This window comes from Pseudomonas sp. BSw22131 (genome assembly GCF_026810445.1).
GTDB lineage: Bacteria > Pseudomonadota > Gammaproteobacteria > Pseudomonadales > Pseudomonadaceae > Aquipseudomonas > Aquipseudomonas huanghezhanensis.
Window position 1 is genome coordinate 5526643 of record NZ_CP113949.1, and the last position, 18294, is coordinate 5544936.

Annotated in this window: 12 protein-coding genes; 1 reads left to right on the top strand and 11 read right to left on the bottom strand. The window is 56.3% G+C overall.

Features of this window, described 5'->3' with window-relative positions:
* Positions 1 to 9: 9 nt before the first annotated feature.
* From OYW20_RS24995 to OYW20_RS25040, 10 genes are all read right to left on the bottom strand, one after another.
* Positions 10 to 906 (bottom strand): TauD/TfdA dioxygenase family protein, encoded by an 897-nt coding sequence (locus OYW20_RS24995; RefSeq protein WP_268798530.1) that lies wholly within the window; start codon positions 904 to 906, stop codon positions 10 to 12.
* Positions 907 to 1074: 168 nt separating this feature from the next.
* Positions 1075 to 2235, bottom strand: coding sequence for an RHS repeat-associated core domain-containing protein (locus tag OYW20_RS25000; RefSeq protein WP_268798531.1), 1161 nt, complete (start codon positions 2233 to 2235; stop codon positions 1075 to 1077).
* Entirely contained in the window at positions 2232 to 5786 is a 3555-nt protein-coding gene (locus tag OYW20_RS25005) for an RHS repeat domain-containing protein (protein ID WP_268798532.1), read from the bottom strand. Before OYW20_RS25005 ends, OYW20_RS25000 begins: the two co-directional genes overlap by 4 nt.
* 53 nt (positions 5787 to 5839) lie before the next feature.
* Entirely contained in the window at positions 5840 to 6820 is a 981-nt protein-coding gene (locus OYW20_RS25010; RefSeq protein ID WP_268798534.1) for a hypothetical protein, read from the bottom strand.
* Positions 6821 to 7091: 271 nt separating this feature from the next.
* On the bottom strand, positions 7092 to 7874 hold the full coding sequence (locus tag OYW20_RS25015) for a MetQ/NlpA family ABC transporter substrate-binding protein (RefSeq protein WP_268798535.1): 783 nt from the start codon (positions 7872 to 7874) through the stop codon (positions 7092 to 7094).
* A 216-nt stretch (positions 7875 to 8090) separates the two neighbouring features.
* The gene (locus OYW20_RS25020) at positions 8091 to 9263 is read right to left on the bottom strand and encodes an RHS repeat-associated core domain-containing protein (protein ID WP_268798537.1); all 1173 of its coding nucleotides are present in this window, start codon (positions 9261 to 9263) and stop codon (positions 8091 to 8093) included.
* Positions 9260 to 12853, bottom strand: coding sequence for an RHS repeat domain-containing protein (locus tag OYW20_RS25025; protein WP_268798538.1), 3594 nt, complete (start codon positions 12851 to 12853; stop codon positions 9260 to 9262). Before OYW20_RS25025 ends, OYW20_RS25020 begins: the two co-directional genes overlap by 4 nt.
* A 420-nt stretch (positions 12854 to 13273) precedes the next feature.
* Positions 13274 to 14224 carry a sigma 54-interacting transcriptional regulator gene (locus tag OYW20_RS25030; RefSeq protein ID WP_268798539.1) on the bottom strand — a complete coding sequence of 317 codons (951 nt, stop codon included), beginning with the start codon at positions 14222 to 14224 and terminating at the stop codon, positions 13274 to 13276.
* A 138-nt stretch (positions 14225 to 14362) separates the two neighbouring features.
* On the bottom strand, positions 14363 to 14944 hold the full coding sequence (locus tag OYW20_RS25035; RefSeq protein WP_268798540.1) for an alpha/beta hydrolase: 582 nt from the start codon (positions 14942 to 14944) through the stop codon (positions 14363 to 14365).
* A 347-nt stretch (positions 14945 to 15291) separates the two neighbouring features.
* Positions 15292 to 16362 carry a fatty acid desaturase gene (locus OYW20_RS25040; RefSeq protein WP_268798541.1) on the bottom strand — a complete coding sequence of 357 codons (1071 nt, stop codon included), beginning with the start codon at positions 16360 to 16362 and terminating at the stop codon, positions 15292 to 15294.
* 125 nt (positions 16363 to 16487) lie between these two features.
* Between OYW20_RS25040 and OYW20_RS25045 the strand changes: the two genes are divergently transcribed.
* Positions 16488 to 17495, top strand: coding sequence for an AraC family transcriptional regulator (locus tag OYW20_RS25045; protein WP_268798542.1), 1008 nt, complete (start codon positions 16488 to 16490; stop codon positions 17493 to 17495).
* 21 nt (positions 17496 to 17516) lie between these two features.
* Here the strand turns inward: OYW20_RS25045 and OYW20_RS25050 are convergent, their stop codons facing one another.
* A complete protein-coding gene (locus OYW20_RS25050; protein WP_268798543.1) occupies positions 17517 to 18218 on the bottom strand; it encodes a Crp/Fnr family transcriptional regulator in 702 nt (233 codons plus the stop codon).
* Between the last annotated feature and the right edge of the window lie 76 nt (positions 18219 to 18294).

Consider the following 18294-nt stretch of genomic DNA (forward strand, 5'->3'; position numbering starts at 1 on the left):
CCTCCTGAATCAGAACGGCGCGTCACCTTGAATGGTGGTGCGGTGCAGTCGGCGACGCAGATGGTCGGGCGTGCCGCCAGCAAGGTGAATCAGGGAGCGGTTGTCCCAGAAGACCATGTCGTTTTCTTGCCATTTGTGGCGGTAAACGCCCTCAGGCTGAACGCTGTGGGCGTACAGCTCGTTGAGAATCTGCTGACTTTCGTCCTCCGGCAGGCCCACGATATGCGTGGTAAAACCTTCGCTGACGAACAGCGCCTTGCGTCCGTTCTCAGGGTGCGTGCGCACGATCGGATGGCTGACCACAACGACTTGGGCCAACTGTTCGGCGTTCAAAGTCGGGCGCCAGTTTTGCGCGTTATGGCCATCACGGTAGCGGGACGTGTAGCTGTGTACCGCCTGACGACCGTCCACCGCTTTGCGCAGGTGCTTGGGCAGGGTTTCCCACGCCAGATGCATGTCGGCAAACAGCGTATCGCCGCCCTCATTCGGCAGCTCTTGCGCGTAAAGCATCGACCCCAGGCTTGGCAGCTCTTTGTATGAAAGATCCGAATGCCAGTATTTGCCTGCATCGCCAAGCCCTGTCGGCTGACCGTCTTCGACGATATTCGAGACGATAAGAATTTCCGGATGATTGGCGAGCAAAAACTGCTTGAGGACGTGGATCTGCAGCACGCCGAAACGGCGACTGAAATCGATCTGCTGTTGAGGTGTGATGTGCTGATCACGGAAAACCACCACGTGGTGATCCAGATGGGCTTTATGAATGCGGGCAAAATCTGCGTCGTTCAGCGGCCGGGACAGGTCCAGACCGACGATCTCCGCGCCCACCTTTTCGGCGAATGGACGCACGTCGAATAGCTGACCGGGCGCTTGCACGGACGTTGAAGCGTGGGAGGCTGCTGGCATGAGAACTCCGACTCCAGAAAAGGCATGTGGCTAAGGATGGAGAACTCTAAAGCTATAAGAATCGAAATTTAAATACCGTTAGGGCATATGCATATGCCCTACCGCCCAATCTAACCGGGCCCGAGACAGGCGCCTTGCCGAATTGATGCACGGCAAGACGCCCCTTGATTACGCCAGCAGTGGCCGACGTATGGCCTCCTGTTGTTGAGCGTCATCATCGGAAAGCATGTGCCGAACGGACTGACAGCCTCCCATCAGGCCTTGCTGGTTTTCGGCAGGTTGCGCTGCCGCAATGTCCTGCTTGCCGCCAAACACGTAGCCAATTGCAGCTTGCGTGTAAGCCAGGGCTTCGTCGCGCTTGTCGTAGACTTTCCATGCCATCTTGGCGTAGAACAGCATTTCTCTGGCCCCATCGATCTGCTCCATGGCCTGCACGTTGTTTCTTATGTCAGGGATAGCGCGCGACACACGCCTGGCCCGCGCCTGTATCCGCACAGCACCTTGCCTGGCGAGTACCGTGCGGGTCACCGCGGATTCCAAAAGCTCGCGCGCCGCTCGTTTGCCTACGAAGTTCACTCCGGCCAATCCGATACTGATGTAGCCCAGCACAGCGCCTACATCAGAGTCTGGCGCAAGCTCCTCAACGACGGTGCCAGCTATCCCGAGCACATCGCTGGCTATCGCAGCCACTCCCAACGAGACACTGATGTACATCGCGGGGCCGGTCAGCGGTGTCGCCAGCCCCAGCGTTGCGATGCTCAACAGCAGAGACGCGGCCGTCAGGGTGATAGCCATCGCGGCTTGCCAGGAGAAATGCCCAGTAGGGTCGATCAGATTGATCGGATCACCCAGACAGTAGGCGTAGGCATTGATTCCGCCTGCGCCAAACGGGCTCATGCTGTCGGGCGAATGAAAACGCATCAACGCAGGGTCATACGCCCTGTAGCCATTGCCCAGCAGGTAGCAACCCGTTACAGGGTCAGGCAGTTCGCCGTTGAACCCCAGCAGACTCTGCACTCCCCCTTCTGTCTCACCGTATGGCGTGTATTGCTGCGTCCGGGGCGCGGCGGCGGCGTCCCGGAAAATGCGCACACTCGACTGCTGATCGGTTGCGTACAAAACCGCGCTCGACTGTTCACCCACCTGCGATAACACCCCGAAGAGCTGGCGATCAAGGCGCACGATACTGTCGTGCCGCCCTTCCTGCTGCTGAGCGACGACGCTGTTGTTACGATAAAAACGGGTGATGTCCGCCGACACAGTGCTGCGGCCAACCAGACGGTCGAGGGCGTCATAACGGTAGACCACGGCGTTGGAGAGTCCCGTCATGGCTGCTTCTCCGTGACAGCTGTCAGACGGCCCAGCGCGTCATAAATCAGGCCACGACTGGCCTGGTCATTGAGCTGGTTACCATCTGCGTCGTAGTCGAACGTCGTGTTCTGATGCGTGTAATCGCGATGACTGTGCGTCAGCGCACTGAGCTGGGTTTTGTCCGGCCTGTCATAGCGGTAGGACGTAATGTTTTCCCCGCCATCGAACACCGTCGTCACGCGAGTGATGTTGTCCATGGCATCGAACTCATACACCTGACTGCGTATCGATTTACCGATGCTATCCTTCGGCAGCGCCGCGCCCGAGCATTGGTATTGCGACAGCCTGCCGCGAACATCGTAGTCATAGCGTTCGTCCAGCAAGGTTTGCCCGGCCCGGTTCAGCGTGCGTTGTTGCAGCCTGTCGCACGGATCAAAGTGCTGCACCAGTTCATCTTCCGGACCATCGTCCACGGCAAGCAGCCTGCGTACTTCGCGATCAAAATCATCGTACTCAAGCGCAGTCGCCATCTGTACGCCGGTTGTGGCGTTCCGTACGACGGACCGAGACAGCCGTCCTTGAGCGTCATAGGTAAGACGCGCATCGACACCGCCCTGCTCGACTGATGCCGCACGGCCGTGCTCATCGTATCGGGTGCGCTGGGACACACCTGCGGGGTCGACATACTCGACGCACTCCCCACGCATTGAAAAGCCGTGCGTTGCATGCCGCTCTACGGCGTCATTGACCGTGTCGTCCTGTTTCAATCTGCCCGACGGCGAGTACTGCTTTTGCAGCAGCCGGGAAGGCGCCGCCGCTTGAATGAGGCCCGCATGGCCTGCGTCATACCGGTAAGCGCAGTTCAGTTGCGGGTGACCGTCGACCTCGCGGCTGAGCGGCTGACTATTCAGCGAAAGATCATATTGCCAGCGCGTGACCAGCCCACTTGCCTTGGTGTGAGTAGTCGGCTGCGTTTGAGCGCCGTCGTAAGTGAACCGCTCGCGGCGGCCGCCAACTGTGACCTCGGTGATTCGCATCAGGCCATCGTAGGAGCGTTCGCCGGCCAGGTAGTCATTGACCCATATCTGCGTGGGCATGTCCTGCAGACTGTGCGCGGCGTAGGTTTTACGAATCAATGTCTGGTCAGGCAGCAAAACGCTCACCACCCGATTGGCAAAGTCATAGGTGTAACGGGTCTGGTTGCCCTGCGGGTCGATCATTTCAACGCAACGCCCCAAGCCGTCATACCGATTGCTTCGGGTACTGACAACCGCCCCTTTTTGATCATGGCGAGCGATGCCATCGTCTTTGCCAAACAGATTTTTGTTAGCGACGGTTTTGCCTGCGCCGTCCTTTCCCGTTGTATGAACGAGGGAAATTGGATCAGTGCGATCAAGCATCCTCACGCCGTCGGGGCCCAGGGTCGCGCACTGATTGCCCCAGTCGTCATATTCATAAGCAGTCACCAACGCACGGGGCTGGTCTTGGGTCCAGTCGGTGTGTTCCTCGCGAACCAGCTGCCCCAAGTCGTTATAAGTGGCGGCGTAGAGCTTGCGCAGCGGCTTGCCAGGGTGGTCGAGGTCCTGCGCTTCGATTGCCACTTTGCGTCCCAGACCGTCGATGGTCGTTGTCACTTCACGCCCGATGGAGTCAGTCGTGACCGTCTTCTGGGCAACCATTTCCGACACCGGCAAGTGGTAGCCGTGGGTGATGGAGCACTGATTGCTCGTGCCGCCTGCAACGCTTTCGGCCAGCTTTCGTCCCAGACGGTCGTACATGATGTCGACGGCAGTGCCGCAGCGGTCTTCCATCCGCGTCTGCCCGCCGAAGCAGAATTCCTGACGCTGCGACTGTTGGCTCTGGACGCCCATCGAGGAGAACGTCGTGCGGGTTTCCAGTTGACCGTCGATCACCTGATAGCGGTACTCATAGCGGCAATCGACACCGTTGACGGTTTCCAGCGTCTGGCTTAAACGCCCAAAAAAGCGACTCCCTGCCTCGCTGACGTACTGGTGAGTAATGGCTTTGAACGGTGTACTTGCGCCGTCAACGGTCGAGACACAATGTTTTTGCTGGTGCAAAGCAATGTAGCGGGGACGCGCTGGCGTGGCCGATGGCAGATCCACGTACTGATAAAGAGTGACCAAAGACTCAGCGCTCACATCCGCCGATGAGCCGGCGGGTATCACCGTTTTGCTTTTGATCCAGCGCACGCTGCCGAACGGATCGGCGGGGCACCCGGCTGCACCTTCAGGCGGGTAGTAGTCCATCAGTTCAACCACACCGGTCGGCAGAACCTGCTTCAGCAGATTGCCCTGTTCATCGAACTCCGTAAGCGTTTCCTCGACGCGGGAGTTAGCGGGATCGCTGATGAGCGAGTACTCGGTGGATGTGCGCCAAGGCAGCTGAAAGTTCCCGGGCTGCAGGTGATAGCCCAGACCGGCCTTGTCGTTGTACTGGATGCGCTTGCTGATCAGGTGCCCGTTCTGATTGGTGATTTCGCTGACAAGCAAGTGGAAGCGGTTATACGTTCGGGTGATCTGTTTCACCGGTCGGCGGCGGCTGCCATAGCCGGTGACCAATACTTCCACGCTGCTGTACTCGAACTCGCCGAGCGCCAGATACAAATTGTCTTCGCCGCTTTTCCAGCGAATATTCGAGCCGTAACCCAAGTAGTTTTTCAGCGAGTAATTGAAGGTGCGAACAATGGGCGGCTGGCCTGCACCCGGAAACACGCTATGACTCATAACTGCCGGCAGCGCTCGCAACGGTGCACCCTCGGGGAGTTGCAATACGTCAGCGCCGTAGGTCACGCGCTCGACGCCGCCGGTGGGCAATCGCAGTTCAGACATCAACAACAGTGTGTTGAGTCGGGTGTAGGTGAACGCCCACTGAATGGCGGTTTGAGTCCCGGCGTTGAGGGCGATGGAACTCAACTCGCTGTTGCGCAGGCGTAACTGAAAACGCAGCGCGTTCTGAGGCTGATCGGGCCACGCAGTGATCGCAGGCGATGAACCTTCGTTGAGCTCGACAAGCAGCACCCGCTGATGCTCGTCCCAGATCTCATGCAGGCACTGCTTACCCCGGTGAACCGTGTACTCCAGACGAATCATCCGGCCCTGCGGCGAGTAGATTTTCGTTACAAGCCACTCAGGCCAGTTTTCCCCTGGGTTGGTCAGAATTTCCATCTGCCCGGATTTGTGTTCGATCACCAGTTCGTCGCCGTTGCGACGCGTCTTGATAGACCGGACTTTTTGATCGAGCACCTGAAAGCTGTCAGCGGTCATGAGCGCCTCATAAGAGGCGCCCGACACCAGATTCAGGCGTCGGGTTGAAGGCGAATAGCGTGAACACGGAATCGACCATCCAATACCGAAGCCCATGTCCACACCCTGTAGCGGGCTGAACACCAGCGCCACAGGGCAAGAAGGCCCCGTCAACGCATTGGCCATTAATGAACACAGTGAAATGTTGCTGCTGAATGTACCGGTTCGTGGATCGACACCGGACTTGAAGAAGTTTGGAAAGTTATGAGCGTGCGAGGGCGCATCGAGAATAGCGGAAGTCATTGTAAATATTCCATGGCGTGACCTTTGGCGAAAACGCCAAAGGTATTTGCCTATTAAGTGAGCTTCAAAGCTTGCTTGTCTTCGGTAAAGGAAACGCCAATATTATGGGCATTGCCGTAGTGATCGACCGTCTTGAAGAAGATAGGCTGGAGACTCGCGAAGTGGTCACCTATTCGTTTAAGCGGTGTCTGCCATCCAAGCACCAATGGAATATCACCGGAGCGTTTGACGCTGGCAGGCACCCGAGGAAGATGGGCACGCTCGATGTAGGTGTGGAACTCATGTCCGCCCGACAATGAAGTACCCGCGTAAGTGCCCACTTGCTGAATATCTTTACCGAGATCAAGCATGCCCACTTGTCCAGGCACCGTAAAATCCGGAAGAAACTCGATACGCGCACCATTTTCAAACAGCGACAGCGTGTAGCAGATGAAATCAACTTCGTTGCCGCTGGCGTTAAGTTCCGTTCTGCGGTGGTCGTGTCGGAAGGTGTAGTGCGCCGGGCTGTATACCTTCGGCGGGATCGACAGAAGTCGGGCTACGCCGCCGGCCATGTCCCCGGAATGGAATACGTCACCGCCTTGCTGAGTAATACGAAATCCCAGATGAAGTGGCTGAGCGGTCCGCGTATGCAAGTAAATCTTCACACGCCGCTCATGGGTGCTGGTGGCCGGTGTGGGTGATGGCGGGGCATCGCCCGTCGCAGAAAGCGGCAGGATTTCAGCATTGCGCCTGTAACCCCAACCCCAGCCTTTGTACTCGACCTCTGGGTCGTTTTTATAGCTGTAACTGTCTTGCACCTTTTGCAACGTTATTTCGATGTCTGTACCACGCGCATCGAACAACTCAAGACTTTGGAGCTCTTCATCGCTGATTGCTTCATCGTGGCCGTTTGCGTCTATCCCAAGAACCCGAACGAGCAGTTCGACCTGTTGCAATCCGTTTGCATACAGCAGATGGCTATTGGTTGCCTCGATGCTCATGAGCTTCAAATCGACCCACGTCGACTCACTCAAATCCTTTCGATCTTCCATGACATGTTTCCCTAATGCTTAGACAATTAATTACTCATGGGGCACAACGCCCATGGCAGCAGTTTTCGCTAACTTCGTAGAGTTATCGACCGCCACTAATTAATCGTTTATCAGGAAAACATACAATGGCGTATCAACTACGCTGAATGAAGGCAAACCTAGTTAGGCGCTGTAGGACTCAACGAACAGATCGTGTCAGGACGTTAAAAATAGAAAGTCCGGAGCACGTTATTGCGCCCCGGACTCTTGTTGCTACCGCTACTTCAAACCATTAGAACGCCGGCAAGACCGCACCGTCGTACTTCTTGTTGATGAAGTCTTTGACTTGCTGGCTGGTCAGCGCTTTCGACAATTTGTTGATCGCGTCGGTGTGAGCGTTATCTTCGCGGGTCACCAGGAAGTTCACATACGGCGAATCGGCACCTTCGATGATCAGCGCGTCTTTCTTCGGATTGAGCTTGGCTTCCAGCGCGTAGTTGGTGTTGATCAGGGCAAGGTCAACCTGGCTCAGGGCGCGTGGCAGTACGGCGGATTCCAGTTCGCGGAATTTGAATTTTTTCGGATTGGTCGCGATGTCTTTCGGGGTGGCCAACGCATCGGTTGGGTCCTTCAAGGTAATCAAGCCGTTTTTCTGCAACAGCAACAGCGCGCGACCGGCGTTGCTGCCTTCGTTTGGAATGGCGATGGTTGCGCCTTCCGGCAGATCAGCAATGGACTTGTACTTATTGGAGTAGCCGCCAAACGGTTCAACGTGAACGCCGACACCGGTCACCAGATGAGCGTTCTTGCCCTTGTTGAAGCCATCAAGGTAAGGCTTGGTCTGGAAGTAGTTGGCGTCCAGGCGTTTTTCGTTCAGTTGCACGTTCGGCTGTACGTAGTCGGTGAACACCTTGATTTCCAGGTCCACGCCTTCTTTGGCCAGCTCAGGCTTGATCAGTTCGAGGATCTCGGCGTGAGGAACCGGAGTAGCGCCAACGACCAGTTTTTCACCTGCCTGAGCCAGGCCGATGGAAAGTGCGGCCGCCAGAGCGGTCAACAGCAACGTCTTTTTCATGCAATGTCCTTAGGAAAATCCGGCCGCCTTCAATGGGCGACTTGAGCTGGCAAGAATGCCGCCGACCCAAGTGGTCGGCGGCGTGGAGCGGACATTACCGATTTTTCTTATTCCCCGACAATAATTTTTCAGTCAATGCTTATGCTTTTTCGGTCAGAAATACAGCGCTTCCTGACTGAGTACTTTTCCAAGCACTGACTCGCCGTTCGCGCACCATCAACCGATGCCGCGAATGGTCTGGATGCGTTCGTCATCCAGGCTCAGGAACTCGGTCAGGCTTTGGCTTGACGCAGCCGAGTAACCGTTGGAGCCCGACTCCCCGGTTTCCGGCGATTCACCCTGCGGACTTTTCAGATAAGGCACTACGTAGTCATTGAGTGCTTCAAAGGCTTTGAACGGGTATTTGATGTATTTCGTGTAATCACCGGCTGTCTTTAACGCCTCAGTGAGCGCCACTGTGTTACGTGATCGGGATGTCAGGTTTGCCGCACCGTTGAAACCTTGCAAGGCTCGCCCGTTGCTGACCCTGATCGCCCCTTGTCGGCGCAGAGGGGTTACCGCGCGAGGGGAGAAGATCCCTCGTCTGTTCAGCGCTGTGGCAGGTTTCGGACTACGCGCCCCGATTCGACCAAAGACCAATGCCCCCACGGTCAGGCCCAGGCTCAACTGCCCAAGTATCGCTCCTGCTTCTGAATCGGGCGAGGTCTCTTCAGCGATCACCCCGGCGATACTCAATATGTTCGAGCCTATATCAAGCGCCAGTCCGACCGCCGCGAAACCCGAGACAGGCAACACCGCGACGGTAGCGACCGAAATGGCAACCGCGACTACGGCGAGTCCGATTTTCAAAATGGATCGCCAGGAGAAGTGCCCCGTCGGATCGCTCAAGTTCACCGGATCTCCAAGGCAGTACGCATAGGGATTGATACCGCCTGCGTCAAACGGACTCATGCTGTCCGGGCTGTGAAAGCGCATCAACACAGGGTTATAAGTCCGGTATCCGTTACCCAGCAGATAGCAGCCAGTCACCGGATCTGACTGTTCGCCGTTAAAGCCCAAAAGAGAGTTCAAGCCCCTGGATGCAGGGCGATGACCGTAAGAGGTGTAGGCGATATGCTCGACCTGATTACCGCAGATCGCCTGCAAAATGGTGTTTTGCTGATTGGTGGCCAACAGGCTGGTTTCGGCGACGCCCTCTCCTTGACGGGACTGGCCCAACCACTGGTTTGCATGCCTCAAGAAGCTTTGGCTTTCGGTGCCCTGAAGTTGACAGGACACTGCACCGTTGCCATAAAAGCGTGTACATCCAGGGCTTCCTGCCCGGTCAATGCCAATCAAGCGGTCCAGTGCGTCGTAGCGATAGCTGATCAATGCGGTCGACGTGTTCATGGCCGTACCTCCGTTACCGAGGCCAGGCGGCCAAGTTCGTTGTAGTTAAGTTGACGACCCCTTTCATCGTTGAGCTGATTGCCGTCAATGTCATATCGCAACACTACCGGCTGGGCGGCGTAGTCAGGGTGGGTATGAGTGACACGCGTCAGTTGGGTCTTATCACGGTTTTCATAGTGGTAAGTGGCATCGTTGCTGCCGTTTTTGAATACAGTTCTGAGCCAGACGATATTGTCCATTTCGTCGTACCGGAAATACTCTCGGGCGACCGTATTACCATGGGGGTCTAGAGGCCTGCGCAGCCCCGAATATTCGCAGGAACTCAAGCGTCCTCGCGAGTCATAATCGAAGCGCTCGTTAAGTACGAAGGTGTTGCCGTGAAGCAATGATCGCCTGACCAATCGGTCGTTGCCGTCAAACCTCTGAGCCAACTCTTGAACCTGTGCGCCACTGGCCTTAAGCCAACGCCGGACCTCACGCCCAAAATCATCGTACTCAAGCTCGGTGATCAGCCTGTTATTACTGGCAGCATCGAAACTATCTGTTTTGGCGATTTCCCCGCCTGCGTTGTAACTGAAGCGAACAGTGACGGAGCCCTGCTCGACCTCGGTCACTCGACACAACCCGTCATAGCGTGTGATCGTGGTCATGCCACTGGCGTCGGTATCCCTCAGGGGCAACCCACGCAGTGAAGACACATGCCCGGATTTATGCCGCACACCACCTTCAAGCAAGCGCTCGGTAATCAGTTTGCCATTCGCAGAGTAGTCGCGCTCCTGGCGGTTCGATGGCAGCGAGGCAGAGATCAACTGGCCGTCAATCTCGTTGTAGCCAAAAGTGGTCGTCAAATGGGGTTTGCCGTTGACTGAGCGCTGCAGCACCGGCGCCCCTGGGAGTGTGCTGTTGGAATACTTGATCACTACACCGCTGGCTCGTGTGTGAACACTTGGCTGCTTCGCTGCTCCGGCGTACTGGAATTTCTCGACGCGGCCACCCACACGGACCTCCGTTACGCGCATCAAACCATCGTAGACTCGCTCCCCGGCGAGGTAATCATTGACCCAGATCTGGCTCGGATAATCGCCGGCACTGTGTTGGGCGTACTCCTTTTTGATCAGTGTCATGTCCGGCAATTGCGTAGTCGTTAAACGATTGGCGAAGTCGTAGGTAAAAGACGTCACCCTATTTTGAGGAGCGGTTTTTCGCACGCAGCGGCCCAACCCGTCATACAGGTAACTGGTGAAGCCAGCGGGTCTTCCATTCACTGCGATACGCTCGACCTTGTCGTCTTTGCCGAACAGATTTTTCTTCGCCACGGTTTTCCCCATCCCGTCTCGCCAACGGCTTTGGGTCAGCAGAATGGGATCGTATTGATCGTGGTTAGTCACATTGTCAGGCCCGATATGGGCTCGCCGGTTACCCCAATCGTCGTATAGATAACGGGTGGTCAGTCGGCAAGGTATGTCGCCCAGCCAGTCTATGTGCACTTCCTGCGTAAGCTGATCGGTGCCGTTAAAGGTTGCCTGGTATACGTCCCGCATTGGTTTGCCGACGGCGTCCAGGTCTTGTGTTTGAATCGCAACCTCGCGTCCTAGCCCGTCGTAAGAGGTGATGGTCAAGCCCCCTTTGGGATCGGTCATCTCGATTCTCATCGGCTTGCCGTATTCGTCGGCAGCTCGATAGGCATACTTTCTCAAAGCCTGGCCAGTGTTGCCGGGTTCAACAACCTCGACTGCCTTGCGACCAAGACGGTCATAGGTCGTCTCGATCACCACGCCGGAGGTATCTCGGGTTCGGATCTCCTTGCCGGTACGCGCGTCCTGCCAGGATGAACGTTGAGCGCGAACGCCGTCCTTACCACTCATGTTCGTGTCGAGCTTGACGATGCCGTCCTTCAGCTCATAGACAAAGTCATAGATAGCGTCTACGCCTTGGGTGTTTTCAGTCCTGCGCACAATCTGACCGAAGAACGGGCTGGAAATACTCGTGTTGTATTCAAAACGCTTGGAACTGAATGCCGACCCTTTCACCGTTTTACCGGTACTGTCCGCCTCAAACACTGACTCCAGCTGCAGCACATTGAAGTGCGTTCGATCAGCACTTGCTTTCGGTAGATTCCGGTAGCGATAGCGGATGACAGTTGACGGCGCCAGAAACTGGCCAGGCGCCGAAAGCACTGTTTTCTGTTTAAGCCAACGGACAAATGGGAGTGCATCTGCCGGACATCCGTCAGCACCCGCAGGCGGATAATATTCGTAAAGTTCCGTAACGCCGGAGGGTGAAACTTTTTTCAGCAGATTACCGTAATCATCGAAATGTGTAAGTGTCAATTCCGTGCGTTCGACTTTGGGAGCATTCGCATCGAAATAAGTGACCGCCACCATTTTTGGCAGTTGATAATTTGATGGCTGATATGCCACAGGCTGCCATGGCACACTGTGATATTCAGTGCGCGTACTGACTGTTTTTCCGTTCTGCTGGACCGTTTCGCTCACCTGCAGGTGGTGAATGTCGTAAGTACGCTGGGTGACGACTTTCACCCCACTAACGTTCAGTGTCTGCGTAGAGTCGTAGCGATAGTTGTAATCGACAATGCCGCCTGAGCCTGGGCTCCAGAATCCTGTACTGACAACTAGGTAATTTTCCGCGGAATAGACGAATTCATATTCTATAGTCGGCTGACTTCCGCCAGGCACTATTTGATGTGACACAACCGCCGGGTATCCAACATCATCCTTGCCACGTATTTGTAGCTGAAAAGCTCCCTCTTTGTACCGAATGGTTTCAGTAGCACCAGTGGGTAACTTTACCCCGGAAATCACAGTGAGCTTGGGGTTAGGAAAGTTCCGAGTCAGACTTATGTCACGATAGGTAAATGCCCAGAGCGCCGCGACGGCCGCATCGCTTGCACCCTCATGCAATGAAATCTGACGCAATGTGCCAGGCAGTCCGCGCAACGGTCGATCAATCTGCAGACTGAAGGTGAGCCGCTTTTCGGGAACATCGGGCCAGATTGAAATCGAAGGACGATTAATGTGGGAGGTGTCGACGCGTACCAGCGTTTGGCTTTCATCACTGACAGTCGCGAGTACCAATGAATTTGTGGCATAGCCCAAGTTTAGGGACTTACCGGATGCCGAGAAGATTTTCTCAACCCTCCATACATTGCTGGGTGCCAGTCGGGCGCTTAATACTTCGACAATTCCGGATTTATGCTCAACGATGAGTTCATTACTGAGTTCGTATTTTCTGATAACAATGTCTTTGACTTTGTTATCAAGCAGCGTGAATTTGCCCTTGGCAAACTCAGCCTTATAGCTAGTCCCATTGGACAGGTACAACGTCTTCGCCTGATTATCAAAATAGGTCAGGGGGATTGCCCAGTTAATTCCGAACCCCTGGTCTTTTCTGTTGAACAGATCAAAACCCAACCTCAGTGAAAACGACGGACCGCTCAAATTATTGGCCAGCATGTCGGACAGTGAAAAGCTGAAACTGTAGGTGCCGGTGCGGGGATCTACACCAGACTCGATATAGCTAATAAAGTTACGGGCATTGGCTTTGCCATTGCCACCTGGTGAAACAGGCATAAATAAGTCCTTTTATTCTTGAAGATTGATTATTACCAACATAGGTACTCATCGTAGAAATGCCATTTACGAAGACGAGATTATTAACTACCGAATTACAACTCTGCCGAAAGCAAAGATCCTTATTTGCGACTGGCAAGCAAGTTATACCGGACTGATTATTTACGTCTTGGGAGTGAGACTGATGTACAAAAAAATAACTGTCCAGCGTGGGAAACCAAAAGAAACAAACGTCAGCCCGAAACTGCCTGCCAGGCAAATATCAAGTCAGAAAGTGCGCAGGATAAAGTGTCGTTTCGAGGCTGGACCTGTAGTCGGATCAGGAATGGAATGTAAGAAGTTTCGTCGGGTAAATTTTCGTACAGGATCGGAGGCTGCGACGTCGATCTCGTCGCAGCACAGGAGCAAAGCGTGTTGGCGTTACTGGGATGCTTGCGCGAGACGCAAATCTGCTTCCGTTAGCAATCGCCTGACTGCAAAGAGTTGCTCACCCTTTGCATCCTGACCCCAGCGTGCCAATTGCTGCTCGATCAACGTAAGTGGGTCGATACTGATGGGTAAATTCAAATGCTCTGGCAACACCTCTTCGCCGCTGCTCACCAACAACGCAAAGTGGATGACGTTCTCCAGTTCCCGCGTGTTGCCTGGCCAGGTGTGCTGCTCCAGCACTTGCTGCGCCGCGTCGCTGATCAGCGGCATGGGGAAATCGAAACGCTGACTGTAAATGCCCAGGAAATACTCGGCCAGTGGCAGGATGTTGCCCGGCTGATCACGAAGCGCTGGCATTTCCAGATGCCCTTCGCTCAGATAGTGGTAAAGGCGCTCATGAAACTTTCCGGCAGCCACTGCCAGGCCAAGATCGATACTGGTAGCAGCCACCAGCCGCACGTCCACCGGGCTGGGCTGTTGCGCGCCCACTCGCGTGACTTCGTGGTTTTCCAGCGCCGCGAGTAACTTGATCTGAATCGACAGAGGCAGGTCGGCGATTTCATCCAGATAAAGCGTGCCGCCCGTTGCCGAACCGAACCACCCGGCACGGCTGCTGACGGAGCCGCTGTGTGCGCCCGCCGCATAACCGAATAATTCTGCGTCGGCATAGGTCGGGCTGATCGCGCCGCAATTGACCGAAACGAACAGCCCCGAGCGATCACTGCCCCGGTGAATATGCCGCGCCAGCAACTCCTTGCCGGTGCCGGGCTCGCCCCGAATCAGCACGGGGATATCTTGAGGCGCCAGCCGCTCCATGTCTTCGCGTAGACGTCGGGAACGAGGGTCGAAAAACAACAGCGCCTTGGCGCGAATGCTCAGCGGGCTTTTTTCAGCGTCGGGAAAGGTCAGCAATGGCTGCCCGAAGGTTGGGGGATGACTCATGACAGACTCCCGCCCGAACCCTCACGGGAGCCGAGCGTTGCATAAATAGGCCGTCGGGCGACAAGGCCCGGCTCGGAAAATGACTGGCAACGCAGCGCAATTACGCTGGTACAGGATGGACTTGAGGGCGAAGTGGATTCAGGCGCTTCGGCGCGACATGTGCTCCATTCGGCCTTGCAACCGATAGAGATAAGCGAAGCCTTGCTCCCAGCGAAAATGGCCGGACTTCACGTTGATGTGCCCGCCGCCGCTGATGATGCCGATTTCCGCACCCCAGTTGCGGGCCATTTCCATGGCGCGCGAAGCACTGACGGCGGAGTCGTTGTCGGAGCTCACCACCTGCGTCGGGAACGGCAACAAATGTTCAGGGATCGGAGCGAAATTGCGGATTGCCGGAGGGCAGTTGGGGCGTTCCACGTCGGCTGGCGCCACCAGCAACGCACCGCGCACCTGCCGCAGCGTTTCCAGCGGCGCCAATTGCGCCCAATGCGCAACCGTGACGCAACCCAGGCTGTGGGCAATCAAAATGACCGGCGTGGTGTCGGCAGCAATCGTGCGCTGCAACTCGCCAATCCAGTCTTCGCGCCGCGGCTTGAACCAGTCGGCCTGCTCCACGCGAATGCTGTTGGGCAAGCTGTTCTGCCAGTGGGTTTGCCAATGATCGTCGGCAGATCCTTGCCAGCCAGGCAGGATCAGGTAGCGGATCGACTCGTTATGCATGGGGTTTGCCTCCTGCATGTTGCGTTCATGGGGGCGAGTATAGGGATGGGATATATATTCGTTAAGGAATAAGGAGCTATTTATTAATGCCTTAAAAGAATATGCCGTGACTTTCGGGGCAAATCGTCCGGGCCACATAAAAAAGGGCCGCACCCTGCCTTAAGGAACGGCCCTGCAAACTGTCTTCCCTTTTTTCCGGGGACAGGTGAAGCGTACGGGGGAGTTGTTACAGAATTTTTATCGACAGAGAATTTCTGTCTGTAGGAGCCAACTTGTTGGCGAGGCGGAGTACCCAGCAACCCATGCCCGACGTCTCGCGAACAAGTTCGCTCCTACATGAGCATCGTTCAAGCACGAGATACAGTCGACGCCTGGACCGCTGCATCCGCTCGCTCGAATCGGTTGGCCCTGCCAAACGTTCCAAAATCGTTGAACCGCACCCCCATTTCCGCCATGACCTTGTGCGCGACCGGCGCAGTCATCTGGCGAATGTAGAACGGCTCCTTCACCACAAAATGATGAATCCCGTGGGTGCTGCCGAAGTTGAAGCAGAACGCCTGCATTGGCCACATCCACCATGGATTGAGCACCTGGGTTTGCTGCATGACGTTACCCGCCTCGACATCGCCGTAGTAATGCATGTTGGAGCTGACGAAATGCAGGCAAAAGGTGCGCAATACGTTTGGACCCACCACTACCACGACGGCAATGTCGATCACCTGCATCACGGCAAGCGTCCCGCTCGCCCAATCGACAGGTGCGCCCAGCAAACTCGCGACCCCGTTGATCGCATGAAACCCCAGAAACACGTACCACGCCCCCCAGTTCAGCAGCGCCAGCGGCGCATAGACTTTCAGCGTTCGCTTGAGAATGCTGCGTTTATGCGCCCAGGTCCTGGCGCGCAACGTGCGGATCAGCGACGACATCACGTTATCGCCGACCATCAGCAGCCTCGCCATACCCCACGGTTCGCCGTTGGTAATCGCGCGCTCCTCCATGTCGGCTTCGGTGCCGGAGACCTTGTGGTGATTGAGGTGCAAATGACGGCGAATCCAGGGATTGATTGTGCTTGGCCTGGCCATCCACACCAGCGCCAGCATCAGGTTGTGCGGCACCCGCTTTTTGCGGAAATACATGCTGTGAATCAAGTCGTGCTCAAGCTCATGGGTCAACGATGCGAGAAACGCGTTGACCAGCAAACACGCCCACCATGCCATGTATCCCTCGACGTAAAGCACCCCGCTGCCGATCATGCCGGTCAGCGCGAACAACAGAATCGCGGCACCCAGCGTGTCCTGATGGTTGAGTACCGGATACCGCCGCCGCAGTTCGTCTCCGCGTGCCATGACCACGGCGCGAATATGCGCTGATCGCTGCTGTGCATTCAGTCCGGCGGGGCTTGCAGAAGTGCCGTGCATGCTTTCATCCTCTGGCTAGGCCAATCAAACGCTATGATCAAAAAATAATGCCTTCACTTTGGCCCGTATGGCCCGACATCGCACTGCCGTAAACGCCAACCTGTTGACCGGAGGCGCCAACCTGTATGCCTGAACCCAGTATTCTCGCCAGTTGGACCCGCGCGTTGCGCAAGCAACTCGATGCCATCGGGCTCGACAGTCACGCCATGAGCCTGGCCGCGGGGCTGGACCCACTGCTGATGGGCGATCCCAACGCGCGTTATCCGGTGTCTATCACCACGCGGCTTTGGCAAATGGCGGTCGAGGCCAGCGGGGATCCGGCGTTGGGCTTGCGCGTGTCGCGCTTCGTCAGCCCGACCACCTTCCACGCCCTTGGCTACGCGTTGGTGGCCAGCGGCTCGCTGCGCGAAGTGTTCGAGCGCATCGTGCGTTATCACCCCGTGGTCAGCGATGCGCTTAGCCTGAGCTTTGTGCGCGCAGGCGACCGTTACGAATTTCGGTTCAGCGTCCCCGAGGGTGGCCCGGCCCCGGCAAATGAAGCCATGGACGCCTTCGCCGCGATTTATGTGCGGACCTGCCGCAACCGTTTGGGTCGCAGCTACGCGCCAATTGCCGTTCACCTCGTTCGTCCTCGACCCGCAGACCCCACACCGTGGCACGACGTGTTTCGCGCTCCGCTGTATTTCGATGCCGGAGAAAACCTGCTGGAGTTCGACTGCGTTGATTTCGACAGCCATCTGGACGACGCCAATCCGGAGCTGGCCGAACACAATGAAGCAGTCCTCAATCGCACGCTTGAACAGCTGAGCGCGTTGACCTGGGAGCGCAAGGTGCGTGGGGCGATCGAAACGCAACTGCCAGAAGGTGAGCCGTCCGCCGAGCGCATCGCCCAGAACCTGCACCTGAGCTTGCGCAGCTTGCAACGGCACCTGGCTGACGAAGGCTGCAGCTACGACTTGCTCCTCAACCAGTGTCGGCAGAACCTGGCGCTGCAACACATGCGCGACCCTGGCAGCTCACTCAGCGAAATCGCCTATTTGCTGGGTTTCGCTGACACCAGCAGCTTTAGCCGCGCATTCAAGCGCTGGACTGGCATGACGCCCAGCCAATACCGGACAGGCCTTGGGCCTTGAATGTTCGACGGTCGCAAATTTTCATTCGGTCAGCCGATGCCGTGCCGAAAGCCTGAGTCTGTCGGTGTCCAGAACGGAGATGAAGTCGTGATCGCGGCGTATGACCCCGCGCTCACACAATGCCTGCAAGGTGCGGTCGATGCTCTCTGCCGCAAGCCCAAGGCACTGCTCGGAAGGCAGATCCTTGCGTTGCACGATCCGAACCGAGCCGTTGATCTCGCCATAACCTTCGGCAAGCATCAACAAACGAAAGGCGACACGCTCAAGGGTCGGCAGCAGCGTGAACTGGCCAGCCGGCGGGATTTTCAAGCCCAGCTTTCGGCTCAGCAAGTCAGCAAAGTAGCGACGATACTCAGGGTGTTTATGCAACAGTTCACGCAGCGAATCCTGAGGCATTTGCAGTGTGATCACTTGGTCTTCGGCGTAGATGTGCTGCAAGCGTGGCTTGTCCTCAAACAGCGATACCTCTCCGAACCAGTAAGGCCTGCGAACGGGAAGAGGCGTGAGCCACTGACGCTGCTGACACGGCAGGCCCACGCGCAACGTACCTTCGAGCAACGCGTAAAACCCACAGACCGGGTAGTCCTTCCTGAAGATCAGCTTGCCGGGTGTCACACGCCGCTGTTGCATGGAGACCAGCAGGTTGTCCTGCAAATTGCCTGGCAGGTCATTGAACCACTGGTCGTTGATCAGCCAAGATCGCCATTGCGTTCCATTCGTCATGTGAATCTCCTTTTTGTTATCTATTGTTTGCTTGAAGCTAGGGTGAATCGCCGCGTGCGCACCCCAAAAGCAGCGG

What these genes read in the sequence shown, in the direction of transcription:
- OYW20_RS25045 (WP_268798542.1), top strand. Translation starts at nt 16,488, where the DNA reads ATGCCTGAACCCAGTATTCTCGCCAGTTGGACCCGCGCGTTGCGCAAG.
- OYW20_RS25050 (WP_268798543.1), bottom strand. Translation starts at nt 18,218, where the DNA reads ATGACGAATGGAACGCAATGGCGATCTTGGCTGATCAACGACCAGTGG.
- OYW20_RS25005 (WP_268798532.1), bottom strand. Translation starts at nt 5,786, where the DNA reads ATGACTTCCGCTATTCTCGATGCGCCCTCGCACGCTCATAACTTTCCA.
- OYW20_RS25035 (WP_268798540.1), bottom strand. Translation starts at nt 14,944, where the DNA reads ATGCATAACGAGTCGATCCGCTACCTGATCCTGCCTGGCTGGCAAGGA.
- OYW20_RS25040 (WP_268798541.1), bottom strand. Translation starts at nt 16,362, where the DNA reads ATGCACGGCACTTCTGCAAGCCCCGCCGGACTGAATGCACAGCAGCGA.
- OYW20_RS25000 (WP_268798531.1), bottom strand. Translation starts at nt 2,235, where the DNA reads ATGACGGGACTCTCCAACGCCGTGGTCTACCGTTATGACGCCCTCGAC.
- OYW20_RS25020 (WP_268798537.1), bottom strand. Translation starts at nt 9,263, where the DNA reads ATGAACACGTCGACCGCATTGATCAGCTATCGCTACGACGCACTGGAC.
- OYW20_RS25010 (WP_268798534.1), bottom strand. Translation starts at nt 6,820, where the DNA reads ATGGAAGATCGAAAGGATTTGAGTGAGTCGACGTGGGTCGATTTGAAG.
- OYW20_RS24995 (WP_268798530.1), bottom strand. Translation starts at nt 906, where the DNA reads ATGCCAGCAGCCTCCCACGCTTCAACGTCCGTGCAAGCGCCCGGTCAG.
- OYW20_RS25015 (WP_268798535.1), bottom strand. Translation starts at nt 7,874, where the DNA reads ATGAAAAAGACGTTGCTGTTGACCGCTCTGGCGGCCGCACTTTCCATC.
- OYW20_RS25025 (WP_268798538.1), bottom strand. Translation starts at nt 12,853, where the DNA reads ATGCCTGTTTCACCAGGTGGCAATGGCAAAGCCAATGCCCGTAACTTT.
- OYW20_RS25030 (WP_268798539.1), bottom strand. Translation starts at nt 14,224, where the DNA reads ATGAGTCATCCCCCAACCTTCGGGCAGCCATTGCTGACCTTTCCCGAC.